Raw genomic sequence first — 25,790 nt, forward strand, 5'->3', positions numbered from 1 at the left:
AACAGAGTAACCGTATACTTTTTTTTGAGTGAACAAAATTCACTATAAATTGTTTTTCAGTTAATTTTTATTACGTCAGGTTTTGTCGCAATGCACATATACTTTTGATTAAAATCACATAGAAGTGATTATAATTATCAAAAAAGTGCGCACCAATCATTTTTTTATTAACCTTTTAAAAAATTTATTTTTATGGACACATCATCATGTAATCCCAAATCTCCTTTTGTAAAATTAGAGGACAAAGGACAGGCTTCAATTCTCAATTATAACCTGCCCCAACAGACAACGTACAATTCGGTAAGTTACGTAGGACTTAATATCCGAAAAGACCTGTTTAAAAAAGAACAGTACACCCAAATGCAGTCTGCGTACTGGACGGCTATTGATGAAATAAAACAGCTCAATACCCAGGGAATTAAGGAAGCGATCAAAACAGATAATAATCTTATCCAGAATTTTTCTGTTCTTGAGAAGAACATTAAGCTGCAGGCGACAGAGCTGTCGGCAGTGACAAAAACAACATTGCTGAACAAACTTCAGCAGGCAAAAACCTATACCCCTGAACTGATTCAGCTGCAGGCCGTCCGAAATGATGGAGCAAAAATAGCAGAAGTGAAGAGTGTTCTTCCTTCTCTCAATATTAAAGAAGCGGTAAAAGCAGAGTTCATTGACGATGATCTGATTGCTCAGAAACTTTCTAAAGGGCTTATGCCTATTGCAGTAGAACGTTTTTCCAAAAAACCGGAAGTACTGTACATTCCGAGACCAAAGGAAACCAATCCAACCTTAAGCATTGTACTGCATCTTAAAATGTCTTCTTATCTCGGAGACTATGGAGCAGGACAGACCGTGAAAACTTTTTCATTACTTCCCGGTGAAAGAACGACCATTACCGTGCGTTCTTATCAACATGATGAAGCTAAAAAGGAACAGTCTCAGAATGTCCTCGACAGTTACAGTGAATCCAGTGCCGATGATCTTCAGAATACCGTGGAAAAAGAAACACAGTTTACAAGCGGATTCTCAAAAGAAGATACGGCATCGAAAACAGGAGGCTGGAATGCAGGAGGAAGTGTTGGGCTTAATCTCGGATTCCTGTCCATCGGAGGTGGCGGCGGAGGTCAGGGAAGCAGTACCGAAGGTTCAACCTTCAACTCTAGTGTACAGACTCAGGTAGGCAGTCTTGTAGGATCGGTAAGTCACCATGTATCCAAGGCAGACAGTATGCGTCAGATTGAGGTAAACTCAGAAAGCAGTAATCTTCGCATCACTGAAAATGAAGAAACCATTGTCCGCCAACTTGAAAATATCAATAAAAGCCGTGTCCTGAACTTCGTTTTTCGTCAGCTTTTGCAGGAGTATTTCAGTATTACCTATTTACACGATGTTTCTTTTGTCTACTACAACGGACTTCCTGAAAGCAGACGTACTGTAAAACTGGCTCAGCTTCCGGAACTCCTTAGGGAAATACTGGTCAATGAAGAGGCGGTGAAAGAAGTGAAAAATCAGGTTTACAGTTATCTATGCAGCATTTATGATTATCAGGGAGCCATGTCAAGCTTTATTGAAAAAGTGGAAGAAACTCCGGTAAGCTGTATTGATCCTGAAATCAAGTTTCCAGCAACATCATATGTGCGTAAGCGTAAAGGATTGAAACAGGTGTATAATGAGAAATCTGTGGATGGAATTATTCTGGATGTTACACACAGAGTGATGCGTACTCCATCGCTTGTTGTAGATGCCTTGCTGGGACAGGGAGAAGCATTGGACTGCTACAATCAGAATCTGCAAATGGCTGCGGTAACAGCGGCTCAATTAAACAATGGTATTCTTGAACTTCAGAACAATACCCTTGAGTATAATCTCAAAGAATCTGATGATCGTTTTAAAATTGAAAGAGAAAAATGGGAGCAGGAAAAAGAACGAATAGCTCAGGCTATAGGAATTATAAAAGAACTGGAGTTGAAAGATCGTGCTCTTCTTTATAAAAAGATATTTACAGACTGCTGTGACGTACCTCAGATCGGAGGATGCGGATGCGGTCCCAAAGAAAATGTAAAAGAATAAAATATAACATCCACCAAGCCCGCTGTGGAGCTTCTGCAGCGGACTTTTAAAAACTATACCGATATGGCAAATAATTTTAAAAACCCCTGGGAAAACGGACAGTGGGGAGCCGGCAGTGAAGATTATACCCGGTGGCTGCCGGAAGATGCGGCCTATTTCACCGGCGTTAATCCTCAGACAGGCGAAAGCATCAATGAGAATGAAGAGAATACAGGTTTTGCAGACCAGAATGTCAAAACTAAAAATTATCTTATTGTTTTAGATCAGAATGGCAAAAAGCAATTTCAGGATACAAAGAATACAATATGGACTGTAAAGTATATTAAAACCCTTGCAGATTACAAAGCGGTGCAGGAAATTGTCAGAACCACCCGATTTAAAAACTTTTCGCTTGTACACCATGGAAATATTTATTCTGCGGTAGATCTCGGGGCAGAGGAGAAGGTTATTATGAATGTGGAAAGGATGGAACAAATAGAAAATATTGTTAATCAGACCGGTGTGAGAAACTTTCTTGATGTTGACGAAGATTATTTTAACACACTTCTAGCTAAAAGTAAAGAAGTATATTTAAACGGATATCCTCTCAATGATTTAAAGGCTTTTTGTAGTATTAAGGCTCTGATTGGAAACATTAACGATGGGGGAAGTTACTTTTCGGTAGCCTGTGATGAAGCTGATAATCCTAAGCTTGCTGAAAAACTGGGAGAATTTGCACTGCATGATATCCGGATATTTACCAATTCAAATTACTCGACCATCAATACATATCATAATTATGCGGGCATTACCAATTACGGCTCTATAATGAATTCATTCCTGACACAGCAGCAACATTGGAAAGATGAGTCAGGGTGGGTGATTTATGATACCGGGGAAAGAAAACGGACCGTCACTTACAAAGATTTATGGCTGTTTAGTAAAAACAGTAAAAAGATTTATGATCTTATTGCAAGGAAAAAGGAATTATCGAAAGCGCAGAAAGAAAAAGAAGACTGGGCTCAGACGTATTTTTCAGTGGGATTTGAATCTCAGTTTGTTAAAAAATGGGGTAAAAATGAGTATTTGAAATACATTCAAAAGATAGAAAGTAAGTATCCTGAATTTAAGAATTGAAATTTGGGATTCAGAAACAATCCATACCTTCCGCAACTGCGGAAGGCTTTTTTTTAGACCGAATGGAAAACAACAAAAGAAAAATAGTAATTTTAACCTTTAATACACAACCAATGTTCAGCCAGTTAAGAATCCATATTGAGAAAATTGTACCTCTCAGCGATGATGAATTTGAGCATATCTCATCCTTTTTTACCTATAAAAAATTCAAAAAACATCAGTTTCTGATTCAGGAAGGAGAGCTGGTCAACAATAATTATTTTGTACTTAAGGGCCTTCTGAAATTAGTATATACCGATGATACAGCCAAAGAACATATCGTAGGATTTGCCATGGAAGACTGGTGGGAGACCGATTTTCAGGCTTTCTACAAACAAACCAATGCATCCATGTCTCTGGAATGTGTAGAAGATACCGAAGTACTTTGTCTATCGCTAGAAGATTACAGAAAACTATGTACTTCATTTCCGAAGCTGGAGCATTTCTTCCTCGAAAAAGCTTATCTGGGTTTTATTTCTGCACAGCAGCGGATTATTTCTTCCATGACTGTAGGGATAAAAGAAAGATATGAGCAGCTGGTAAAAAAATATCCCTCACTTATCCAGCGTGTTCCCAAGTCACTTATTGCAGCTTATCTGGGTGTTTCCCGAGAAACATTGAGCCGTATTTCCTGATAGATCTGTGATATTCCTCACTTCATAATTGTGATTGTCGTCACACCCATACGGACGCTGTATTTTGCAGTTTTGTACCGTAAAATATAAAACAAAACTTATGAGTACATTGGAAAAAAGAACCGTCAATCCATGGAAATGGCAGGAAGAGAGAAGCTATTCACAGGCCGTCGAAGTGAAAAATGTATCAGGCACATTATACTGTTCCGGTCAGGCAGCCATTGACCCGGACGGAACTTCAAGCGACAGGGATATGAAATCACAACTGGAGCAGGCGATTGCCAATCTTGAAGAGGTCATCAATAGGGCAGATTATCAATGCAGTGGAATCGTCAGACTCAATATATACACAACGTCTACTCAGGAACTCTGGCCTCACTTTCCTATTCTTCAGGAATGGATTACCAAACATCAGATCGAACAGGCCGTTACGATGCTGGAAGTTACAGGACTGTTTGAAACTTTAAAGGTAGAACTCGAAGCGACAGTTGTTAAATAATACCTGATATTAATAGAACATTGAGCCTCCAAAATAGATTTGGAGGTTTTTTGATAGTGCTGAAATAGAATAGAAACGATTCTGATCCTGAATAAAAAACGGAATCTTCTTCATCAATCTTAAAATGTATTTACAAGATTCCCTATTTTTGCCAAAATCCTATGCTCCATGAAGAATGTCCTCAGCTGGATATTAATTGCATTTCTTACGGTTTCTCTTTTGAATAACTGTTTCAGTAATACTGTTCAGAAAGAGATCAGAGAGCAAGCCTCATTCCTCGCAGAACTGAGGAAGCTGTATTCTTCGGGAGATTCCTCCAGCTGGCCAAAACCGATCCTGGATCCCGAAGCTATACCTCACTTTTCTGAAATTGGTCATCTGCCTGAAATTCAATTTCCTTCGGATAATCCTTTTTCTGAAGATAAAGCATTATTGGGGAAAACGCTGTTCTTTGATCCAAGGCTCTCGAAATCCAACCAGATTGCCTGTGCTTCCTGCCATGATCCTGAACTGGGATGGTGTGATAACAGGACTTTTTCTTTCGGACACGACAGACAGCTCGGTATCCGGAACGCTATGAGTATTCTGAATGTAGCCTATGCCAGATCTCTGTTTTGGGACGGGCGGGCCGCAACACTGGAAGAACAGTCGGAAATGCCGATCCGGGACGAAAGAGAAATGAATGGACACATCGGTCTTGCTGCCGGAAAAATAGCTAAAATTAAAGGCTATGAGCTGCTATTTGAGAAAGCTTTTGGCGATAAAAACGTTTCAAAGGACAGGATTTCCAAAGCAATAGCCGCTTTTGAAAGAACCGTTAAAAGTGGAACTTCCAAATTCGATCAGTTTATTGATGGAAAATCAGATATTTATACCAATGATGAACTGATGGGACTGCATCTTTTCAGGACCAAGGCTCAGTGCATGAACTGCCACAGTTCGGGGTATTTTTCCAATAATCAGTTCGAAAATATAGGAACATCCGCACTAGGTTCAAAAGAGGAAGATCTTGGCCGTTATCTGGTGACCAAAAAAGCTGACGATGCCGGAAAGTTTCGGGTACCGGGTCTTCGCGAAGTTACAAGAACAGGACCCTGGATGCATAATGGTTCTATGACCACGCTTACAGAAGTAATTCAGTTTTACAGCAGAGGAAACCCTGAGCATTCTCAAAAACGCTCAACTGTTCATCAAGGCATTACACTCTCCTCCGAAAAATCTGGTTTTGTGCGTTTGCTTGATCTTACTGATGAGGAAATTGGTCAGCTGGAAGCATTCCTTCGGACGCTCTCTACCAAACCTGAAAGGGTGCTTCCTCCCGCACTTCCTCAATAAAAGGAGGCATGAAATTCAGAGTTTATTAATGATTTATTAGCTTGAATATGAAGCTTTTTTGCTACATTTATAGGTAGACAACACTAATACATATCCGGATATGAATATTCAACTTTTTTCAAAAAATGCATTGGTAGGAGCAGCTACGCAGGGAATAGGCTTAGGGATCGCTTTGGAACTTGCAAAATGTGGGGCCAACGTTACCGTAATGGCGCGCAACAAATCAAAACTTGAAAATATAGTTGCCTCGCTTCCCGTCATCCGCCCCGATCAGAAGCATCAGTACCTGGTGGCAGATTTTTCAAATTTTGAAGATTACAGGGGCATCATTTCAGAGTATTTCAGCCGGAACTCTATTGATATTCTTGTGAATAATACCAACGGTCCGGAACCTGGTTTGGCTTTGGATAAAGGAGTGGATGACTATCAGAAAGCATTTGACCTTCTGTTTAAAACAGTCTGTGAAACGACTCTTCTGGCCTTACCGCACATGATACAAAATAAAAGTGGGCGTATCATCAATGTTTCCTCCTTATCAGTCAAAGAACCGATCAATAATTTATCCCTTTCAAACGCTATACGTTCTGCGGTGATTGCCTGGGCGAAAACACTTTCCAATGAAGTTGCACAGCATCAGATTACGGTTAATAATATTTTAACCGGATATTTCGATACAGAACGTATTCAGAACCTGATCAGTCACGAGTCACAGCAGACAGGCAAATCCAGAGAAGAAATAAAAAAAGGACGGGAAAATAAAATACCGATGAAAAGACTTGGTAAAACGGAAGAATATGGTCATCTCGCAGCATTTTTGGCTTCAGAGTATGCCTCTTACCTTACCGGCACCAGTATTCCTCTGGATGGAGGACTGAACAATACCTATTAGTTCTGAGCAATTGATTTCATCTGTACTTTCCTGAATATAAATCATACGGATGATAATTGTTGATGTTTGAAAAATAAAATGAGCAGGTATACATAGATTTAATGCAAAAGCTCCGCTATCAGGGCACAATTGCTTTTTAATTCCGATGTTTTTTTGTAGTTTCACTTTCTTTTTACAAAAAACATCATCACAGCCCTTATGAAAAGAAACTTTATCAATCAGGAAGAACTGTCCGACAAATTTTGGAATATTGAGTATACAGGAAAAGTACAGAAAATCTCTTTTGGAAAAACCGGAACAAAAGGACGGGAAACAGAGAAAGAATTTGCCGATGAAAAAGACTGTATCAAAGAATCCGAAAAGCTGATCGCTCAAAAAATAAAAAAAGGATATACCGAAATTCAGGAGAACGATGAAATCCCCCAAAAGGCCGAGCTTTCGGATAATGAAAAAGCAGATATTTATTTTTGGGAAGCTATTGAAAAATCCAATAAGTTCAAAAAAGCCCACTGGAGTGAATATGATATCGATGAACATATCGAGAATCTTACCGATCATTTATCCAAATTTGGCAAAGAAAGGATGATCCTTTTTGAAAAAACGCTTCAGGAAAAATTAAGTGAATTGTATACTGCTGAAATAGCAGAGCTTTCGATTATTCTGGAATGTGATTTTAAGAAAGAAGACGGAGTATATGTCTTTGATGATTATCTTTCTGATGATGGATTCATCTATTTCAGATGCTGGCTTATATTAAAGGGAAAAGAATTTTTTGAAGATATAAAAGCTGATATCCAGTCTTTCGTGGGTGGGAAATACAGCTTTAATATCGGAGACTGCTGGGCAGAAGGATTGCTTTACGTCGCTGATGATGCCTATGCACAAAATCATGATGATGAAGAAGCCATTATAAAAGATACAGTGTACGAATTGTATCCGGAGAATGATTACGATGGAATGGAACGCAGCATGGAGCGTGAACCGAAGGGCGGAGCCGATTTACACAAAATGTACCCGAAGCTGGTAGAGGAAATCGCAGCATTAAGAACTAACTGAGATTAGAACCTAAGGTTAATTCATAAGTCCAAAGGAATGAAGAATACGGTCAAAATTTTAAGAGAGAAAAAAAACATGACCCAGGCTGAGCTTGCCGAAAAGTCAGGCCTTTCATTGCGGACTGTTCAGAGGATTGAAGCAGGACAGATTCCTAAAGGATTTACCTTGAAAGCAATTGCCGTTGCATTGCAAACCGGAACGGAAGAGCTTATTAGCTTAAACAATGAAAACTCTAATGTCGAAAGGGCAAAACTAATCAATCTCGTTGCTTTGGCCGGGCTTATTATTCCATATGGTGGAGTTGTATTTCCTTTAATTTTAACGTTAAAAACAAAAGATCCACTCAACAAAGAACTCGGGAAAAATATTGTAGGCATTCAGATTATTCTGGCAGGCATTGTATCGGCAGGTCTGATCATAAGCCCGTTTATTCAAAAGGTATTGTGGATAAAGACACCTTTGTTTCTCATATTTTTAATTGCTTTTCTTTGCGCTAAACTGATAGTGATCATCAAAAACGGAATATGCCTGAACAAAAAAGGAAATTTATGTATCAGGTTGAAAAACAATTTCTTATAACTGATGTCGTGAAAGTGTCGTAAAGATGTCGTCCTGTTTTTGTGCTGATTTCAAATTATAATACTGAATCTTGCTGAAAAAATTCAGGTATGAGAATCTTTAAGAAATTGGCGTTGTCGGTGATCATTGTGATTAGTCTGTCTTTAGTAACCGGTTACATTTATTTTGACAGAAAATTTACCCCGCCAGAAAATAAACTCAAAGTTTCAGGAAGAGCAGAAAATATTCCCATGACATGGGATGCTGCAGATGAAAATTCCCATGCGGCGCTTCTGTTGCCTGTTCGGCTCAAAGGAGTGGACCTGACTTTTTATATGCAGTTTGATTCCGGTTCGCCAACGACTTTGTTTTACAAAAACTCACTCAAATCTATAGGAACTCAATTTCGCACTCAGATTCAATCCGGTAACGGGCAAAACCATATTCCTATGCAGTTCAGTATTGGAGAGATGGGTGTTATTTCTGATTTTGAGTTATTGAATTACGGCAGTGCAATTGATTCTGATGCTAATAATAAAAACATTATAGGAACCATCGGAACTGATTTGCTGGAAAAACGAATTGTTATTCTTGATTTTAAGAAGTCAGGATGTTCATTTGTTGAAAATTTTAATGAAAAGGGTTTTGAAACATTTGAATTCAGAAAACGTAAAATCGTGATTCCGGGAGTAGTCGGGGGTGAAAATTTGAAACTGCTTTACGATTCGGGTTCAAGTGGTTATGAGCTCCTTACAAATAGAGAAGAATGGGAGAGGTACAGAATACCCAACGGCAGCATTAAAATAGAAAAAGGAAATTCATGGGGAAATGTCCTGACTGTGGTTTCAGCGCCGGCAGATCAGCCTGTAAAAATAGGAAAAAGTGAGCTTCAACTTTCTGAAGTAACTCACGTAGAAGGAACGTCGCAGATGCAGAATCTTCTCATGAAAACTTCCGGAATGCAGGGCATGATAGGAAATAAAATTTTCCTGAATCACCGACTGATTCTGGATTGCAAAAATAAAAAATTTAAAGTAGAATGATTTTTTTTAATCTCTATGTAATATTTCACGCTGTTGAGTTGTCATACTATGTATTGAAATTACATAGTATATGAAGAACTGGTCTTTTAGAAAATGGAACACCGTTTTAGGATGGGTGATTTTTGTAATCGCACTCATTACCTATCTCTCCACGATGGAGCATTATCTCAGCTTCTGGGATTGCGGGGAATATATTTCCTCTGCTGTAAAACTTGAAGTAACGCACGCTCCCGGAGCCGCTTTATTTCAGATTGCTGGTGCTGTAGCCAGTATATTTGCGCTGGGAAACGAGCAAAATTATGCCATTGTAATCAATGCAATGTCTTCAATCTTCAGTGCATTTACCATTCTGTTTCTTTTCTGGACGATTACTCATTTTGTCAGAAGACTTTTAAACAAAGATTTTGATGAAATAACCAAACATCAGGAAATCTCCATTCTTTTTGCAGGAGCTGTAGGCGCATTGTGTTTTACATTTTCAGATACCTTCTGGTTCTCTGCGGTAGAAGGAGAGGTATATTCGATGGCTTCAATGTTTATCGCATTGCTGGTATGGCTCGTTACCAAATGGGAAAACGAATACCAGGCAGCGGATAATGAAAGATGGGTTATTCTGATCTTTTTTATACTGGGTCTTTCTGTTGGGGTTCATATGATGTGTATGCTTGCGGTACCGGCCGTTTGTCTGGTATACTATGCAAGAAATTACAAATTTACCTGGAAAAACTTTATCTGGGCCAATGCAATCACACTGGGAATTTTGATCATTGTTTTCAAAATCATTTTCCCGCTGATCATGACGATGTTCGGAAGACTTGAAATATTCTTTGTGAACGGATTGGGGCTTCCTTTCCACTCGGGAACCATAGCTGCATTTATTCTGATGGGAGGGATTTCCTATCTTATGATTAAATATGCCAGAAAAGCTAAAAGAAGTGTTTATCAGATAATTGCCTTGTCGTTGGTGTACATGATTATCGGCTTTTCATGCTGGATGGTGATTCCTGTAAGAGCGAATGCGAATCCTCCAATGAACCTCAACGATCCTGATACAGCAATCGGAATGCTGGATTACTATAACAGAGAGCAGTATGGTGACTGGCCTACCATTTACGGACAGAACTATACCGCCTTCCTTGATGCCAACGGAATTGAGAAAAATGAAGACGGAAGTTTCAAGACTCAAAAAACCGGTGAGATCTACGAAAAAGATGAGAAAACCGGAACGTACAGAAAGACAGGAGACCGTTTCAACTATGTCTTCAGTAAATCTCAGATCAGCTTAATGCCAAGAATGTTCAATCAGGACAAAGATGTGATGGCCAATTACATTGCCATGTACGGAGCTCCCGATTTTACCTTTAATGACAGCAATGAAGATGTGGCAGACAATCCTCAGGCGAAGCAGATTTTTGATGAGCTTAGAGGAAAATATGAAGATAAATCTATTACAGCGGCAGATTACCTGAAAGTTAAACCTTACAATCTGATCAATGTTCAGAAGCCTTCACTGGCTCAGAATATGGACTACTTTATCACATTCCAGAATGGATATTATTTTGTAAGATACCTGATGTGGAACTTTGTTGGAAGACAGAATGACCTTGAAGGAAACATGGAAAATACGAAAGGAAACTGGATCTCAGGAATTTCTTTTATCGATAATGCTTTATTGGGGAATCAGGATAAAATGCCTGCCAAATTCCAGAATGAAAGTACCGTTAAGTTTTTCTTTTTACCATTGATCTTAGGATTGATCGGTTTCTTCTTCCAGTTGAACAGGGACTTCGGAAGATTCTACGCTCTTCTTTCATTATTTGTTTTAACAAGTTTTGGGATTGTTTTTTACACAGGAGTAAAACCTTTTGAAGTAAGAGAAAGAGATTATGCAATGGTAGGTTCCTTTTATGCATTTGCGATCTGGATAGGAATGGGAGCCGGGGCTATTATGTGGTTTCTTCAGTCTAAAGTAAAATCCAATGGAGTCAATATTGCTTTAGGCCTGGTTTTGCTGGGAGTGCCTTTTATGATGGGATTCCAGAATTACACTCCGCATGACCGCAGCAAAAAATCGGCGGCCCGTGATTATGCCTACTCATTTCTTAAATCAGTTCCTAAAGACGGGATTATTTTTATTTATGGGGATAATGACACTTTTCCGGTGTGGGCTATTCAGGAAACGGAACGGTTCAGAGATGATGTGAAAACGGTGAATTTTACCCTGTTAGGCACTCCATGGTATATTGATCAGGTAAAAAGAAAAACCTACAACGCCACAGGAATTCCTACCCGGCTTACCCACGAGGATTATAGAGATGGTGTCAATGATCAGATCTATATGATGAAGAAAGAAGACTGGGAAGGCATTTTCTCTATGTTAAAAGAACAGGGAGTTCCTGATACCCAATTCGGAGCCTTCAGAAAATACCTTACACAGGATTCTATAACCGTGAAGGAGGCTGTGGACTTTTTAAAGTTTAAATCTACTGAAAAAGATGAGCTTTTAAAAATGTATTTCGGTGAAGATAAATTTGCAGAATATAATATTCTTCCGGTGAATAAATTCATTCTTCCTGTTAATAAGGAAAATGCGCTGAAAGCAGGAATCATCACTCAGGCAGATCTTCCGAACGTAGTGAATCAGATCATGATCACTTACAAAGGGAATACATTGTATAAAAACAATCTGATGCTGCTGGATATGCTGGCTCATTTCGATTGGAAACGTTCGATCAACTTTTCATCGGGAGGAATCTATGACAGCGAAAATATATTCTACCTTGATGAATATCTGCAGTTTGAGGGATTCAGCTACAAATTGGTGCCTATTCATACGCCTCCAAATGCATCCGGAGATATGGGAAGAGTAGATACCAATTCCTTATATAATGTTGTAAAAAACTTCAGATGGGGTAATTTTAAAGACCTTAGTATCCATTATGATGAGGCAGCGACATCCAATATTATGGGTTACAGAATGACTGCGGGCAGAGCTGCTTCGGCGCTGGCATTAAGTGGCCAAAAAGGAAAAGCTTTGGAAATATTGGACCTTGTTTCAAAAGAAATCCCTGCTGAAAAATACAATGATCCGCGCTCTCTGAGCTCTATGGTCACAGGGTATATTATTGCAGGGCAGGAGAAAAAAGGACTTCAGCTGGCAGAAATCCTTAAAAAAGAAATCTTTGAAGAATATGATTATTATCTCAGTTTGTCTCCGGTATTTCAAAAGCAGTCCGCAAGACAGATGAGGGTGAAACCTATGGAATACTCTCTTATCGTTTCTGCAGTGACAGACGCTTATAAGAAATTGGGTCAGGAGGATAAAGCTTATGCTTACCTTGTAAAATCTATAGAACCTATTGATAAAAAGTTCAATGTTTTTATAACGCAGCTTCGGCAAATGGGTAAAGAAAAAGCCATAAAAGAATCCGAAAATATCCAGAAAATAACCCCTTTCTATCAGTATCTGTTTGATGTAATGCAGCCTTTTGATTCTATGTATTCAAAAGAAAAAGAAGATCAGATTACCCGGGCAATGATTAAAGTAACCCAATAGCAACTTCACATTCTGTTTTTAAAACAGGAAATAAGTAAATAAAAAACGAAATAAAGCCTCCAAGATCTATTTGGAGGCTTTTTATTTTGAATGTAGAGCAAGGTGAGATTTATTAAATGGCTGAAACGGTATCTTTTTTGTCATTGCAGACAAATCGCTTTATCTGTACATTTGTACCTACAGAATCAACTATGAATAAATCAGGAAGCGATACGGAAACGAAAAATATAGTCCTTTTGGTACTGCCGCAGGTACAGCTGCTGGATATTGCAGGTCCCTGTGATGTATTTACTTCAGCCAATCGCTTTATGGTGAATGACCATCTGTATTCCGGGTATAAAATCCATCTGGTATCGGGGACCTCAGAAAAAATACTGTATTCAAGTTCCGGGATGCCCATTATGTGCAGTCATACCATTTATGATATTAATTTTCCTGTAGATACTTTGCTGGTAGGAGGTACTGATCTTACCGTTTTGGATAATATCAATACTGATATTTACCGTTTTCTCCAAAATATAAGTGGGAATGTACGGCGGATGGGATCCGTATGTACAGGTGCATTTGTGCTGGCAGAAGCCGGTCTTTTAAAGGGAAAACAGGTAACAACGCATTGGAAATTTGCAGATATTTTGCAGAAGTCATATCCGGATCTTACTGTGAATGTCAATCCGTTTTATATCCGGGATCAGCAGATATACAGTTCAGGAGGGGTTACCTCAGGAATGGATCTGGCGCTGGCGATGCTGGAAGAGGATTTCGGCAAACCTACAGCTTCAGAAGTGGCCCGCCATCTGGTTCTGTACTTACGCAGACCGGGTATTCAGCCACAGTTTGGAAATTCCTTACCGGACTATGATATGATGAGTCCTTTCGTAAAAGAAGTACGGGACCTACTTAAAAATAAGCTTGGAGAAGCCGTAACCATAGAAGATATGGCTGAAAAGATGAACATGAGTGTACGCAATTTCTCCAGAGTATTTCTGAAAGAATCAGGACTTACTCCCGGAAGATTTCTGGAAAAGATGCGGATGGATCAGGCTAAAAATATGCTGGAATATACAGACATGAGTATCGATATGATTGCTGATCAGTGTGGTTTTGGAAGTTCTGTATCCCTCCGAAGACTGTTTCTGAAACATATTACCCTTTCTCCCTCACAGTACAGAAAGAGTTTCAAGGGAGAATAATCTTTTTATTTTTTGATTGCTTAGTAAGCTGATTGTCACAGATGATCCGCAAGGAGAAACTTGTCTTTATTTTAAACTTAAATATTATTATAAATATCACATTATGAAAGATGTACAGAACAGAAAAACAATGAATGTTGCCTTTTTAGTATATGATCAGGTTGAGGTACTGGATCTGAATGGTCCCCTGGATGTTTTTGTAAAAGCCAATGCAGTATATCCGGGAAGTTATCATTGCTACACGGTCGGAAAGACTAAAGAGCCGGTATATGCGGAAGCTAACACCATGGCTATTATTCCAACCTACGATCTACAGACCTGTCCCAAACCGGATATGATTGTCGTTCCGGGAGCTAATCCGGAACACATTATGAAATATCTTCAGGATCAGGATTTTCAGGAAACTGTATTGAAGTGGGTGAAAAATCAGCACGACAGCGGAACGGTTGTCTTTACGGTCTGCACCGGATGTATGTTATTGTCAAAAACAGGAATACTTAACGGTCATAATATTACAACACACAGTATGCTGCTGGACGCACTGGAACAGCACAATCCGGAAAGTACAGTCAGGAGGGGAGTACGTTATGTAGATGAAGGACAACTCATTACTACAGCAGGAATTACGGCAGGAATTGATGCTGCACTTTATCTTATTGGAAAGCAGAACGGGCAGCAAACTGTCGATACAATAGTAGAGCTTTTTGAATACCAGCAAGCAGTTAAGTAATGAATTTTCTTCTGTCAAAAAAAGATTCCCTTCAAACCTTGAAGGGAATCTTTTTTTAATGAAGTATTTTTAACCGTTTAAGCTGAATTGATTGTATCCAGTTATTATTTCACTCTCTGGAAATCCAGGTCCTGGAAATCATAGCTGAAATCAATAGCAGGGGATATTCCTTTCATTTTTATACTTTGGCCTTTTCCGTTTTCATCCAGTGTAAACATGGTAAATGCATCGGTATCCATTCCTTTCATTTCCGGCCATGGAATAACAAATGTATTGGCTTGGTAATATTTCATAGGTCCGTTAAGCTTTGGAGAACGCAAAGATCTGAACCATAATTGTCCGTCCTTCACAGAAATTTCGGCTTTCCCAAACCATTTATCTTCGTAGATGCCGGTATAGTCTTCATTTTTAATCTTTATATTCTTATTGGAATCTACTGTTTTCCATATTTTTGCTGTTTCCATATCGTTTTTTCCCTGAGAGTTTTGATATGCTTTAGAAAGATTGGTAATCCATTTTTGAGGAGGTACATTCAACTGGGCATCGCTTAAAATATTAGCAATAGAATAAGCCAGATAAATTCCGCCTTGCTGGGTATTCGTAAGCACTACGATCCCGAATTTTTTTTCAGGGATCATTCTTACAATAGACAGCATCCCATCCAGTCCACCTGTATGTTCTACTGTAAAATATCCGTTTTTATCTTCCAGTCCCCAGCCCAGTCCATAGCCATTAAATCTTGTTTTGTAGGTCGGGCTGTAATCTGCTTCCATCACAGTATGAATAGACCACATTTCTCTCTGACGGTCAGAAGTAAACAGGGTATTCTCAAGTTTAGGTCCGTATTTTCCACCGTTCAGCTGCAGCTGCATCCATTTGGACATATCGCTTACATTGGAAACAATACCGCCGGCAGCGCCATTCATATGAGGTCCAAAATCATATAATGACAGCGTTTTTTTCTCTTTCGCGGTGGTAAGGTGGGGTAATGCAAGATTGGTACGGTCTTTAATATAAGAGGTTGATGAGTAAGAATTGGTCATCTGAAGCGGAACAAAGATTTTTGTTCGTACAAATTCTTCCCATGTTATTCCACTCACTCTTTTGATAAGCTCTCCCGCTACAAAATACAGTTGGTTATCATAATCCCACTTGGTTCTGAAGGGAGAGGCAGGTTTGAAATGCTGAAAATTTGTCAAGACATCATTGATGGTAAAATTGCCACCATCAGGAAACTGCATAAGGTCTCCGGCTCCAAGACTGAGTCCGCTTCTGTGACACAGCAAATCCTCAACAATGAAATTCTGAGTGACATAGTCATCGTACATTTTAAATTCAGGAATGTATTTGATTACCTTATCATTCCATGAAATTTTTCCTTCATCCACAAGGATAGAAAGCGAGGCTGCAGTAAAAGCTTTGCTGTTAGAGGCGATTTGAAAATTAGTTAACTGATTGACAGGCTGTTTGGAGTCGAGGGATTTTATACCATACCCTTTCTCATGAATAATCTTCCCATTCTCAATGACTGCTACGGATGCGCCAACCACATTGAACTCCTTCATTGACTTCTCTACCAGAGAATCGATCTGACGTGAAGAAAACTGGGCTGAAACAGTTTGATGAAATAGTAAGGCAATCACAGTGAATGACAGAACTTTTGTTTTCATTAGTAGTATATTTAGTTTTTTATAGTTTTTTGCTGGAGTGATCTGTAATATACTCCATAACTATATTGGTATCATTTTTCTGGGTATTGTTACCTGTGCTGAGAATTTCTTTAAAACCTGCCTTTTTATATAAATTAAAAGCCTTATCATTTTTATCTGTGACCTCCAACGTAATTTCAATATTTCCAAATCTGGAATGAACCTCCTTTATTAAAGCGAGGATCAGCCCATAGCCTACGTTTTTACCCTGGAAACCCTCTTTAACGTACATCTGATACACTTTTCCTGCATGATCTTCTTCTTTTACAAAAGCGCAGATACCAATAAGTTCATCATCTGAAAATGCTCCGGTCATAAATCTGTCCCGGTTCTGATTTTCTATATCACTCTCCATTCTGAACTTCTCAATTTTTAAAGCTTCCTGATAGTTGGCCCCGAATGATTCAGGGAATTTTTCCAGGCTTTCCAGTCTGATGCTTCTGTAATTTTTGCTTTCGTGAGGCAGGAGAGCGCGGTACCTAATATTCATATGAGATAAATTTCGAATTACTAATTTTCGTTGTTTATGTTAAAATTGCGAAAATATTTTTCAAATAAAACCATTCTTTTTAATAAAAAATGATTTACTGCCTGTTTTGATTAAGATAGTTAAGAAGAATGCTTCTAATTAACATTTTGTTTTTATGTTTTTTATTCAATTTAAAGTCTAGAATTGTGTATATTTATCACGAAATAATGTTAATTGATTAATATATTCAATATTGATCTTTTTGTTCATCAAAGTGACAGACCCTAAAGAAAGGCCGTATGTATTGGAAAATAACTGATAAATCGTATAGGAAGACCATCGTACTATGAAAAATTTGATAGTCCGTACCATACGGATGATTATATTATTTATTACTATTTCATGCAGCCAGACTTCTCCCTATCATCATACAGAAGACTTTGATATGCCCCTGATCACGAAGAATAACGAAATGAATTCTTCAGGTAATTTTGAAGCTCTTATTAAGCTTAATGCAGAGTATTTCAAAAAAGCAGGTGCGATGGGATATGATGAAGGTAAAGGTCTTTGCTTTCTGAATGTGGCCAATGTCAATTCCACAGAAGGAGATTATGAGAGGGCACATATTCTTTTAGATAAGGCTGGAGAAAGTCTTAAACATTCAGAAAATAACTTCCATAAAGCTAAGTTTTACGATAGTTATGCCCACTACTATTCACACCTTAAGCAGTATGATAAAGCAATTGTCTACAGCGATTCAGCACTCTTTTCTCTGAAAAAAGCACCGGATTCAGAGCTTAAAAAAAAGCTTATGCCCCGGATTTATACCAACAGAGGGACTTATTTTGCATGGAAAGGACAGCTGGGAAATTCATTGAAAAATTTTCACAAAGGAAATGTTCTGGAGAAATCAGCATACTCTAACTGTATGGTTGCCCAGTATCATCTCTATACCAACAGACTGGATTCGGCGGGAATATATGCTTTACGGGCAGAAAATATGATGAACCGACACAAAACACCCGATGTTGAAAGACTTTGGATCTATTATACAGCGGGATACTATTATAATGAAATCAATCAGTATGATGAGGCTGAAAAAATGCTTAAAAATGCATTGGAACTCAGTATAAAAACCAGACTTACCTATTCTTTTCATATCAAAGATGTTTATAAAGCTCTGTCTGACCTTTACAGGAAGAAAAAGGATAAAGAGAAAGCTTACTTTTATTTAAGCCGGTATCTTGAAGAGGATAGCAGACTGAATGAATCAAGATTTGCAGCGATTAATAAAACAACGGACAGTTTTATTACTGAAGCTAAAAAAGAATCCGATCAGCGTGAAAATGATTTATGGGCTGTGGGAATTTTGGTTTTTATCATTCTGTCTGTATCAGGAATGTATATCAGGAAAAATATCCGCCTTTTAAAATTGAAGAAAAAAAATCTGAAAACAGAAACCGATAGGCTGAAGAACCGTGTGTATGAAAAGAAACTTCAGGAGGTCACGGAACTGGCCAAAAGAAATGACTCCTCATTCCTGATGAAATTCAAAGAGCTGCATCCTGAGTTTATCAGCAGATTACTGATCATCAATCCCGATTTTGAAAACTCTGAACTTGCTTTCTGCGCGCTTCTGAAGCTGCATTTTACCTCTAAGGAAATAGCAGATTATACATTTGTTCAGCATAAATCGATTCAGCAGAAGAAATACAGAATCAGAAAAAAACTGAATATTGAAGGGGATCAGGACATCTACGAATTTCTTGATCAATTAGAAAAGACCGCCAATCCATAAGTTTGAGAATTAATCTTATATTTGAATCAAGATTTTAAGAATTTCATATTTGTTGAAAACCATATATCTAAATATAAAACGTACATGATACGCTGTTTTATTTTCATTTTGCTCTGTATTCTGACCTCATGCAGTAAAGATGTTCACAATCAGTATGAAGATGATTTTGATTACCCTTTGCTCAGACAAAATGAAAAATTCCGTCTCTCCGGCGATTATGATTCTCTTGTCCTCCTTAACAAAAAATATTACAGGAAAGCAGAAAAAATGGGGTATGCTGAAGGTGAGGCCCTATGTTTCCTCAATTTAGGCAATGTCAATTTACCGCTTGAAAATTATCAGAGAGCAGAATTCTTTTTTAATAAGGCAGAGCAGATTCTCAGACATTCAAAAAATAATATTCATAAGGCCAAATTCAATAATGATTACAGCAATTTCCAATTGCAGCTTAAAAGGATGGATAAATCTTTCGAGTATAATACATTGGCAATGAATTATATAAAAGATACTAAGGAGTCTCCTTTCCGTAATGATATTCTTTTTAAAATTTATTATAAACGCGGTGATTATTTTTACCGTAGAAAGCAGTATGCTCCCGCACTGAAATATTTCCGGATGGCTGGAAAACTGGACCACACCGGGAGATCAGAATGTGCCATAGGAGATCTTTATTTATATGGATTCAAAAATATGGATTCAGCGCGCTTCTATCTCTCAAAAATAGCAGAAGCATGTAACAGGCAGGGCAGAACGGATGGCATTGCCCTGAATGCCAATACGGTTTTAGGAGAATATTATATGATCACCAGGCAGTATGATAAAGCAGAAGAATCGCTTAAAAAGGCACTGGAGATTAATAAAAAAACAAAATACGTCTTTGCGCAGTACACCAAATATATTTATACAGACCTTAAATCGCTCTATGAAAGTAAAGGGGATAAAGAAAAGGCGCTCATGTACCTGGAAGCTTATACAAAGGAGAGAGATCGATCGGATGCCGCTCTGCTGAAAGCCATAAACAATGATATGGAGGGCTTTATTACAGAAACAGACGCAGATACGAAAAAGCACAGGTATAATATTCTGGCCATTGTCATTGTTTCTGTATTGATTTTCGCACTGCTCGTGATGTATGCATTAAAAATAGTAAAGCAGCTGAGAGATAGGAAAAAGCAGCTTAGAAATGAAGCAGAGGAACTGAAAATACAGATGCACGATTCTACACAGGACCAAGTCATTGAATTGGCCAGAAAAAATGATCCGTCGTTCTTAGCTGTTTTTAAGGAAGCGTATCCCGGGTTTATTGAAAGAGTGCTGGCAGTGAATCCTGATCTTGAAAATTCTGATCTGATATTCTGCGCAATGCTAAAACTTCACTTTACTTCTAAAGAGATCGCAGGTTATACATCCGTGCAGCCCAGATCTATCCAGCAGAAAAAATACAGGTTACGGAAAAAACTCAATATTCCAACCGAGACGGATACCTATCAGTTTTTTGACAGCCTGGCGTAATCCGGGATTCATATTCTCTGAGGATAGCTTTTTTACTTATTTTAGACAAAAGGAAGCTTAATGATGCGGCAAAAAAAAAACTGCCTGATAATGTCAGACAGCCCTCGAAATATTTTTTTTCATCATAACTGAAAACCAATTTCACCACTTGTTGTTTGTTATGTCAAATTTGCACTTTTTCTTAAGAAATAAGAAAAAACATTATACTACATGGGTACTACATCGTTATTTTTTTACATTAATTATTAATTTTTGATTGATATTTAATAATATGATAAAGTGGAATTATTGACTTTATCTTGTTGGTTTTTAGAAAGGTATCGTATGCTTTGTATGATGTTATAGTTTATAAAGATTCGATTTAGGGAATAATGGGTCTATATGATCCAAACATTTTTATTTTTGACAACTATTGTCCTCAAGTTTTGAGGTAGTATACATGTAGAGTCCTGATTTTTGGTTTTGAATTTTTAATACATGAATTTTGGGCAGGATGATTTACAATCGTTCTCATCAGTAAAAAAAATTAGGATTGCTGTCTGGATTTGTCAGACAGCTTTTTTTATGGAATTAAATGAATGCGGTCCGTTTTTTTTAAGCCAACTAGATTGACCATGTATTGAAATTTGAGTGTAATGCTATTCTTATATATTCATCATCACATCCACTTCTTTCAATAAGATCTGTATTATGTTAAATCACGTTAAAATTTAAATGATTTGATATACAGTATGTTATAATAGGGAAGTATCTGAGTAGTAGCTGATTTTATGTACATATTAACTTGTTATCAATAGTTTTAGTTTTTTAAATGAATTTCATTCTTTAATGCGTTTATTTCACAGAATACAATAAAGTATTGGTGTTTTGATGAGCTTATAGCGTGAATTGATAATAATCGATAATTGATAAAATTTCATTTAAGTTAAATCAAGTACTTATATTAATTAGTTTTATGAAAAAGAGAATTCTATTAGTGAGTGTATTGGCTGCCGGATTTACTGCTGTTTATGGGCAGAGGTGGGAGCCGATAGGACAAAAAGGATCCGAAATCAGAAAAAATGTTGATGTGAAACAGGCCTACAGAGTAGACCTGGCGTCTCTTAGACATCTTCTGAAAGATGCCGTAGAAACCGGAAAAGGTGCAAAACCGGTGATTGTTTCTCTGCCTACAGCAGAAGGTAAAATTGAAAAGTTTGCAGTATACAGTAATCCTGTTATGGAAAAATCTCTGGCCGAAAGACATCAGCTGGGTTCGTATGTAGGAGCAGGTATAGATGATCCTTCCAAATACATCAGGTTCAGTACTGCGCCTACAGAGATGGAATCAATGATTATCAGGAATGGAGTATTCCAGTTTATTGAACCCATTAGTGCCGATAAACAAACGTATGGCGTGTTCTATAAGACGCACGAAGAAGGGGGCATACATGGCTTTGAATGCGATAGCAAGGAGCATAATCTTAAAGATATCAGGAAGTTGGTTGAAAATGGAAAAAACCAGCTTTCTAATGTAGGAATTGCCGGCAGACCCACCAACACCAGATACAGAACATTCAGAATGGCAATGGCGGTAACGGGAGAATATACCCAGTTTCACGGAGGTACAGCACAGGGAGCACTTACTGCTGTCAATAATACGATGACCAGAATCAATGGAGTTTTTGAAAAAGATTTTGGGGCTCATTTCATTGTTCAGGATCTTCCGGGAATTATCTATACAGATCCGGCAGCAGATTTTTATATTCCCCAGGCTGCTCAGGGTGATCCATCACTCAATTTACAGCTTCAGCGGTTACTGACAAATGAAGTGGGGGATGCTAATTATGACCTTGGACACGTCTTTCACCGTAATGTCGGTGGCAGCAGAAACGGTAATGCAGGAGGTATAGGCATTGTGTGTTCAAATCCTGCGAATAATAATGCTCTGGGTAAAGGCTCTGCGTTTTCCATGAGTCCGGATCCGACAGGGGAAGTTTTCGACCTGATGGCAGCACATGAAATGGGGCACCAGTTAGGGGCCAATCATACCTTTTCAATGAGAACTGAAGGTTCAGGCGCCAATGTAGAGCCTTGGGGTGGTACAACGATTATGGGATATCCGGGCATTACACAGGATAATATTCAGGCCAATATGGATGGATACTTCCATTATAAATCTATTTCTCAGGTATTAAATGTACTGGAAGCTAAACCTGCATGTGGTACTGCAACCCTGATTGCAGAAAATACAGCTCCGGCAATTACTCCGCTTATCAGTTATTCCATTCCTAAAGGAACAGCCTATTACCTGGATGCTAACGCTGTAGATGCCGAAAATGATACTTTCAGCTATACATGGGAACAATACAATAGTGTAGGGGATAGAAATACAATATCCGGAGATAGCGGATGGGGATATAATGCAGAAGGCGCATTGGCAAGATCACTGCCCGGAACTCCCAACGGAAGAAGGTATTTCCCTAAACTTGAAAGTGTGATGAATGGAATACTTACAGACAAAGCTGCATGGGAAACCGTTTCTTATATTCCGAGAGAACTCAGTTATGCAGTAACGGTAAGAGACCAGAATGGTCAGAGACCGATGACCTCAACTTCCGAAACTACCGTGATCATAGGAAATGACGGACCTTTTAAATTTAATGGATTTACTACTGCTTCAGTGCTTTATAATAATGCAGCCAATACAATTTATTGGGAAGTAGCCAATACAAATAATGCTCCCTATAATGTAGCCAATGTAAAAATAGACTATACTGCAGATAACGGAGTGACCTGGACAGATCTGGTTGCTTCTACTCCTAATACCGGAAGTTATACCGCACAGATGCCGGCTAATTTAAATGGAGCTGTTAAGTTAAGGATATCAACACTGAATAATATTTTCTATGCAGTGTCTCCGGCAATTAATGTAGGAGCTGCACCTACTTCTACTACAAATGCTCCGACCGGGGTTTCAGCAATAGGCACAGAGATTTTAAAAACAACAGCAAGGATTTCATGGAATAAAGTATCCGGAGCGACCTATTCTGTCAATTACAGAAAAACGGGTACTGCAAACTGGTCCAATACTACAAGCCAGACGAATTCTGTCCTATTGAATAATTTAGAAGATGAAACCAATTATGAAGTACAGGTTGCTGCCGTAGTGAATACCGTACCAGGAACATTCTCCGGTAATTATGCCTTTAAAACGAAGGGATTAAAAACAGGTACAGATTACTGTTTAATGACTACAGGTGGAAATGGAGGCAGCTTCAACAGTGGTCTTGTCAGATTAACTTTGTCTAATTTGGCTTACGTTTTTACAGGCTTAGATGTTTATAAAACATACCTGGATTTTAGTGAAGATGCAGCAAAATTAGTTAACCTGACAAAAGGGGTAGAATACACTGCTAACTTCAGAAACCTTGCCGGAGGAAATTACAATGACTGGCTTGAAATCTGGATAGACTATAACAGAAATGGTGTTTTTGAAGATTCCGAAAAGGTTGCTTCCAGCAGCGGTCTTCCTGTAAATCCAGCTCCCGGCACCTATCTGCGTGACGGAAATGTAACATTTACAGTACCTGCTGCTGCTTATGCCGGAGATAAACTATTAAGAATGAGAGTAGCCAGCACATTCTTCAATGCAGCTGGTGGACCCTGTGGAAGCCCTACTGTACCAGTGAATGGAGGTGGAATTGTTTCCGTTGGTTCATTCAGAGATTTCTCTGTGAGAATATCGGAAAACGCTGCTCTTGCCGTCAAAGAAATCAAAAATACTCCGTCTGAAATAGCGATTTATCCAAATCCTGCTGATACCTATATCGAAGTGAAAAACCTTAAAGGAAAAGCAAACTATAAGATCTACAGTGCCGATGGAAGGTTGGCCCAGGAAGGTAAACTGGATGGACAGAGAATTAACGTGGCATCACTGATAAAAGGAGTGTATGTTATCTCAATTACCAGTGAAACTGATACGTACAGTACGAAGCTGATTAAGAAATAAAAAATGAGATGCTTCAGTTTTAAAGACAGATGATTCGTCTGTTATGAAAATGGAGACAAGATTTCATGGTACCTTTTGTGAAGAAAGAGTCTGGTATTGTACCGGACTCTTTCTGTTTTTATAAATCACTAACCAATAGGTTCCCACAGTTGAATCTTGTTTCCCTCAAGATCCAGAATATGAAGAAACTTTCCATAATCATACGTTTCGATATCATCCAGGATGGTTACATTTTCCTTTTTTAATTCCTGTACCAGTGCTTCAAGGTTTTCCACTCTGTAGTTGATCATGAAATCCTTGTCGGAAGGTTCAAAATATTTCGTATCCTCAGCAAAAGGAGCCCATTGGGTCAGCCCTTTTTTCGTGGTGTCCTCACTTTCTCTCCATTCGAAGCTGGTCCCGTACGGACTGGTTTCGAGGCCAAGATGGGTTTTATACCATTCATTCATCGCGTTTGGATCTTTAGATTTGAAAAGGATACCTCCGATTCCTGTTACTTTTTTCATGTCTATTTTTTTTCTTTAGATTGTTGGATCTTTTTAAGAAGTAGATTGTACTTCCGTATGCTTTCAAATATATGTAAAAGTTTTCATCGGAAATTTTTTCATTTTAAATGATTAAAAATTGAGCAGTTGATGAAAAGACGTAAGGAAGTATAATATTTTTAGACAGAAACAGAAAAACAATACATGGAATTTCTTAAATCTGTACATTTGGGTTTCTAACACAGCATTTGTATGAGAAAGACTATAAAATATATGTTGAATTTTAAATGGTTGTTTCTTCTTCCGCTTCTTCTGATGTATGGATGTTCAAAAGAAGAAAAAAAACAGGAAGTCAAGGAGGAAATTTCTGCGACTACCTCTGAAATTAGCGCACCTGAAAAGTCCGAATCAGTCATTGATGTTAAAAAAGAACCTGCAGATTTTGTTCCCGAAGGGTATAAAATTTTTGAAAAGTCATTCGGTGATCTCAATAAGGATGGAGCAGAAGACTGTATTCTCATCATCAAAAAAGCAGATCCCGCTCATATTATTACCGACGAGTCCCGTGGAAAACTGGACCGCAACCGCCGTGGAATCATCATTCTTTTTAAAAAAGGTCAGGGGTATGAGCTCGCTTCCAAAAACGCATCCTGTTTCTCTTCAGAAAATGAAGATGGAGGCGTGTATTATGCACCCGAACTCGATGTGTATGCTGAAAAAGGAAAGCTGTACATCCACTATGCCCATGGCAGATATGGCTATTGTACGTATACCTTCAGGTGGGGGAAATCAGATTTTGAGCTCATTGGATATGATGAAAGCTCCAATACTGGCCCAACGGTGAACAGCACAACAAGTATCAATTTTTTAACCGGAAAGCAACTTGACAGAACAAACGTCAATGAAGGAGCGGAAAGTGGCGATGAGGTGTTTGAAGATACCTGGAAGAAATTAAAAACAACAAAGCTGATGACTCTTTCAGAAATTAAAGACTTTGATGAACTGGATCTTTCTGTTTATTAAGGAATTAGATATGTGATGTGAGAACCAAGAGTCAAGAACCAAGATTCAAGAACCGGGAATCAAGATTCAAGAGTCAAGGACATTAGT

At 38.4% G+C, this 25,790-nt stretch carries 19 protein-coding genes; 16 read left to right on the forward strand and 3 right to left on the reverse strand.

The annotated features are described in order from the left end of the window. The first annotated feature begins 192 nt into the window (after positions 1–192). The 12 genes from IW16_RS11555 (at position 193) to IW16_RS11610 (ending at position 14,716) form a co-directional block, all read left to right on the forward strand. Complete coding sequence (locus IW16_RS11555; RefSeq protein ID WP_034744002.1) at positions 193–2,070, forward strand: hypothetical protein; 1,878 nt, start codon at positions 193–195, stop codon at positions 2,068–2,070. 63 nt (positions 2,071–2,133) lie between these two features. Beyond that, on the forward strand, positions 2,134–3,186 hold the full coding sequence (locus tag IW16_RS11560; RefSeq protein WP_034744003.1) for a hypothetical protein: 1,053 nt from the start codon (positions 2,134–2,136) through the stop codon (positions 3,184–3,186). Between the two features lie 113 nt (positions 3,187–3,299). Next, entirely contained in the window at positions 3,300–3,860 is a 561-nt protein-coding gene (locus IW16_RS11565; RefSeq protein WP_034744312.1) for a Crp/Fnr family transcriptional regulator, read from the forward strand. 100 nt (positions 3,861–3,960) lie between these two features. After that, positions 3,961–4,359 carry a RidA family protein gene (locus tag IW16_RS11570; RefSeq protein WP_394332453.1) on the forward strand — a complete coding sequence of 133 codons (399 nt, stop codon included), beginning with the start codon at positions 3,961–3,963 and terminating at the stop codon, positions 4,357–4,359. A gap of 168 nt (positions 4,360–4,527) precedes the next feature. Then, positions 4,528–5,694, forward strand: coding sequence for a cytochrome-c peroxidase (locus IW16_RS11575; RefSeq protein WP_034744006.1), 1,167 nt, complete (start codon positions 4,528–4,530; stop codon positions 5,692–5,694). A 100-nt stretch (positions 5,695–5,794) separates the two neighbouring features. Next, positions 5,795–6,583: an SDR family oxidoreductase gene (locus tag IW16_RS11580; protein ID WP_034744009.1), complete on the forward strand. Its 789-nt coding sequence runs from the start codon at positions 5,795–5,797 to the stop codon at positions 6,581–6,583. 198 nt (positions 6,584–6,781) lie between these two features. Continuing rightward, positions 6,782–7,639 carry a DUF4240 domain-containing protein gene (locus IW16_RS11585; protein WP_034744012.1) on the forward strand — a complete coding sequence of 286 codons (858 nt, stop codon included), beginning with the start codon at positions 6,782–6,784 and terminating at the stop codon, positions 7,637–7,639. 36 nt (positions 7,640–7,675) lie between these two features. Continuing rightward, positions 7,676–8,218 (forward strand): helix-turn-helix domain-containing protein, encoded by a 543-nt coding sequence (locus IW16_RS11590; protein ID WP_034744015.1) that lies wholly within the window; start codon positions 7,676–7,678, stop codon positions 8,216–8,218. A gap of 89 nt (positions 8,219–8,307) precedes the next feature. Further along, positions 8,308–9,240 carry a hypothetical protein gene (locus IW16_RS11595; RefSeq protein WP_034744017.1) on the forward strand — a complete coding sequence of 311 codons (933 nt, stop codon included), beginning with the start codon at positions 8,308–8,310 and terminating at the stop codon, positions 9,238–9,240. Positions 9,241–9,310: 70 nt separating this feature from the next. Then, positions 9,311–12,796, forward strand: coding sequence for a glycosyltransferase family 117 protein (locus IW16_RS11600; protein WP_034744020.1), 3,486 nt, complete (start codon positions 9,311–9,313; stop codon positions 12,794–12,796). Positions 12,797–12,987: 191 nt separating this feature from the next. Further along, complete coding sequence (locus tag IW16_RS11605) at positions 12,988–13,986, forward strand: GlxA family transcriptional regulator (RefSeq protein WP_034744317.1); 999 nt, start codon at positions 12,988–12,990, stop codon at positions 13,984–13,986. A 103-nt stretch (positions 13,987–14,089) separates the two neighbouring features. Continuing rightward, positions 14,090–14,716: a DJ-1/PfpI family protein gene (locus IW16_RS11610; protein ID WP_034744022.1), complete on the forward strand. Its 627-nt coding sequence runs from the start codon at positions 14,090–14,092 to the stop codon at positions 14,714–14,716. A 104-nt stretch (positions 14,717–14,820) separates the two neighbouring features. Here IW16_RS11610 and IW16_RS11615 read toward each other — a convergent pair whose 3' ends face one another. Next, positions 14,821–16,386, reverse strand: a complete 1,566-nt coding sequence (locus IW16_RS11615; protein WP_034744024.1) for a serine hydrolase — start codon at positions 16,384–16,386, stop codon at positions 14,821–14,823. Between the two features lie 19 nt (positions 16,387–16,405). Further along, positions 16,406–16,915 (reverse strand): GNAT family N-acetyltransferase, encoded by a 510-nt coding sequence (locus IW16_RS11620; protein ID WP_073175686.1) that lies wholly within the window; start codon positions 16,913–16,915, stop codon positions 16,406–16,408. A 325-nt stretch (positions 16,916–17,240) separates the two neighbouring features. Here IW16_RS11620 and IW16_RS26950 point away from each other — a divergent pair, with 325 nt between their 5' ends. The 3 genes from IW16_RS26950 to IW16_RS11635 all read left to right on the forward strand — a co-directional run bounded on the left by IW16_RS26950 (position 17,241) and on the right by IW16_RS11635 (position 24,195). Then, positions 17,241–18,692 carry a tetratricopeptide repeat protein gene (locus IW16_RS26950; RefSeq protein ID WP_228376926.1) on the forward strand — a complete coding sequence of 484 codons (1,452 nt, stop codon included), beginning with the start codon at positions 17,241–17,243 and terminating at the stop codon, positions 18,690–18,692. Between the two features lie 84 nt (positions 18,693–18,776). Then, positions 18,777–20,204 carry a tetratricopeptide repeat protein gene (locus tag IW16_RS25705; protein ID WP_051890140.1) on the forward strand — a complete coding sequence of 476 codons (1,428 nt, stop codon included), beginning with the start codon at positions 18,777–18,779 and terminating at the stop codon, positions 20,202–20,204. 955 nt (positions 20,205–21,159) lie between these two features. Beyond that, positions 21,160–24,195 carry a reprolysin-like metallopeptidase gene (locus IW16_RS11635; RefSeq protein ID WP_034744027.1) on the forward strand — a complete coding sequence of 1,012 codons (3,036 nt, stop codon included), beginning with the start codon at positions 21,160–21,162 and terminating at the stop codon, positions 24,193–24,195. Positions 24,196–24,323: 128 nt separating this feature from the next. Here the strand turns inward: IW16_RS11635 and IW16_RS11640 are convergent, their stop codons facing one another. Next, complete coding sequence (locus tag IW16_RS11640) at positions 24,324–24,701, reverse strand: VOC family protein (protein ID WP_034744030.1); 378 nt, start codon at positions 24,699–24,701, stop codon at positions 24,324–24,326. A gap of 231 nt (positions 24,702–24,932) precedes the next feature. On the opposite strand from IW16_RS11640, the gene IW16_RS11645 reads away from it, so the two are divergent. Further along, positions 24,933–25,703, forward strand: a complete 771-nt coding sequence (locus IW16_RS11645; RefSeq protein ID WP_131327883.1) for a hypothetical protein — start codon at positions 24,933–24,935, stop codon at positions 25,701–25,703. Positions 25,704–25,790: the final 87 nt, after the last annotated feature.

Origin of the sequence: Chryseobacterium vrystaatense (assembly GCF_000737765.1) — a bacterium.
GTDB classification, from domain to species: Bacteria; Bacteroidota; Bacteroidia; order Flavobacteriales; family Weeksellaceae; genus Chryseobacterium; species Chryseobacterium vrystaatense.

Bases quoted from the DNA above. Each gene is read 5' to 3' on its own strand.
- IW16_RS11555 (WP_034744002.1), top strand. From the start codon at position 193: ATGGACACATCATCATGTAATCCCAAATCTCCTTTTGTAAAATTAGAG.
- IW16_RS11560 (WP_034744003.1), top strand. From the start codon at position 2,134: ATGGCAAATAATTTTAAAAACCCCTGGGAAAACGGACAGTGGGGAGCC.
- IW16_RS11565 (WP_034744312.1), top strand. From the start codon at position 3,300: ATGTTCAGCCAGTTAAGAATCCATATTGAGAAAATTGTACCTCTCAGC.
- IW16_RS11570 (WP_394332453.1), top strand. From the start codon at position 3,961: ATGAGTACATTGGAAAAAAGAACCGTCAATCCATGGAAATGGCAGGAA.
- IW16_RS11575 (WP_034744006.1), top strand. From the start codon at position 4,528: ATGAAGAATGTCCTCAGCTGGATATTAATTGCATTTCTTACGGTTTCT.
- IW16_RS11580 (WP_034744009.1), top strand. From the start codon at position 5,795: ATGAATATTCAACTTTTTTCAAAAAATGCATTGGTAGGAGCAGCTACG.
- IW16_RS11585 (WP_034744012.1), top strand. From the start codon at position 6,782: ATGAAAAGAAACTTTATCAATCAGGAAGAACTGTCCGACAAATTTTGG.
- IW16_RS11590 (WP_034744015.1), top strand. From the start codon at position 7,676: ATGAAGAATACGGTCAAAATTTTAAGAGAGAAAAAAAACATGACCCAG.
- IW16_RS11595 (WP_034744017.1), top strand. From the start codon at position 8,308: ATGAGAATCTTTAAGAAATTGGCGTTGTCGGTGATCATTGTGATTAGT.
- IW16_RS11600 (WP_034744020.1), top strand. From the start codon at position 9,311: ATGAAGAACTGGTCTTTTAGAAAATGGAACACCGTTTTAGGATGGGTG.
- IW16_RS11605 (WP_034744317.1), top strand. From the start codon at position 12,988: ATGAATAAATCAGGAAGCGATACGGAAACGAAAAATATAGTCCTTTTG.
- IW16_RS11610 (WP_034744022.1), top strand. From the start codon at position 14,090: ATGAAAGATGTACAGAACAGAAAAACAATGAATGTTGCCTTTTTAGTA.
- IW16_RS11615 (WP_034744024.1), bottom strand. From the start codon at position 16,386: ATGAAAACAAAAGTTCTGTCATTCACTGTGATTGCCTTACTATTTCAT.
- IW16_RS11620 (WP_073175686.1), bottom strand. From the start codon at position 16,915: ATGAATATTAGGTACCGCGCTCTCCTGCCTCACGAAAGCAAAAATTAC.
- IW16_RS26950 (WP_228376926.1), top strand. From the start codon at position 17,241: ATGAAAAATTTGATAGTCCGTACCATACGGATGATTATATTATTTATT.
- IW16_RS25705 (WP_051890140.1), top strand. From the start codon at position 18,777: ATGATACGCTGTTTTATTTTCATTTTGCTCTGTATTCTGACCTCATGC.
- IW16_RS11635 (WP_034744027.1), top strand. From the start codon at position 21,160: ATGAAAAAGAGAATTCTATTAGTGAGTGTATTGGCTGCCGGATTTACT.
- IW16_RS11640 (WP_034744030.1), bottom strand. From the start codon at position 24,701: ATGAAAAAAGTAACAGGAATCGGAGGTATCCTTTTCAAATCTAAAGAT.
- IW16_RS11645 (WP_131327883.1), top strand. From the start codon at position 24,933: ATGAGAAAGACTATAAAATATATGTTGAATTTTAAATGGTTGTTTCTT.